Here is a 1,027-nt window from a genome sequence, read left to right as displayed (position 1 = left end):
GGCTGGGAACCGAGGCGCAGGACGGCATCGATGTGCTGCTGGCGCAGGCGCTGGAGCGGCTGGGCCAGGGCCGCGAGATGATCCCGGCGCTGCGGCTGGCGATGGCCGAACAGCCGCGCGACGACATCGCCGCCGCGCTGGAGGATGCCATCGGCAAATACGGCTTCCGCATCACCGGCACCACCGTCGACAGCAACAGCGCCAGCCCGCGCATCTGCGTCGAGTTCAGCGAAACATTGGTCAAGGCCGGGGTGGATTACGCGCCTTATGTCCGCAGCGAACATTCCGACCTCGCGGTCAGCGCCGAAGATCGCCAGCTGTGCATCGACGGGGTGCAGCATGGCAGCCGCTATCGCCTGACCTTCCGCACCGGCCTGCCGGCGGCAAGCGGCGAGGCGTTGGCCAAAGACGTCGAGATCACCCAATACGTCCGCGACCGCGCGCCATCGGTCCGCTTCCCCGGCCGCGCCTATGTGCTGCCGAAGGCGGCCGATGCGGCGCTGCCGGTCGAAACGGTGAACCTGACCCGGCTTGACCTGCGCCTGCGCCGGGTCAGCGACCGCAACCTGCTGCGCGCGGTGCAAGACGGCTATTTCGGGCGGCCGTTGTCGCAATGGCAGGACGAAACCTTTGCCGCCGAGATCGCCCAGGAGGTCTGGACCGGCACCGCCGAGGTGGCAACCCAGCTGAACCGCGACATGACCGCCCGCCTGCCGATGGGCGAGGCGATCGCCGGGCAGCCCGCCGGCATCTACGCCCTGACCGCCCGGGTGCCGGGGGTCGAGCCCTATGACGATCCGGGGGCGACGCAATGGTTCGTGCTGTCCGATCTGGGGATTTCGACGCTGTCCGGCACCGATGGGCTGCAGGTGATGGTGCGCGGCCTCTCCGACGCGGCGGCGCGCGCCGGCGTCGAACTGACGCTGGTGTCGCGCGCCAATGCGGTGCTGGGCAGCGCGGTGACCGATGATCAGGGCCTCGCGACCTTCGAACCCGGTCTCACCCGCGGCTCCGGCGGCGCCGCGCC

At 70.4% G+C, this 1,027-nt stretch carries 1 pseudogene; it reads left to right on the top strand.

Annotated elements, in window-relative coordinates:
- Positions 1 to 1,027: pseudogene (locus CVM52_RS26060) on the top strand (alpha-2-macroglobulin family protein); the annotation flags it as partial.

Origin of the sequence: Pseudooceanicola lipolyticus (assembly GCF_002786325.1) — a bacterium.
Taxonomy (GTDB): Bacteria; Pseudomonadota; Alphaproteobacteria; order Rhodobacterales; family Rhodobacteraceae; genus Pseudooceanicola_C; species Pseudooceanicola_C lipolyticus.
This window is presented reverse-complemented; position numbering and strand designations above follow the sequence as displayed.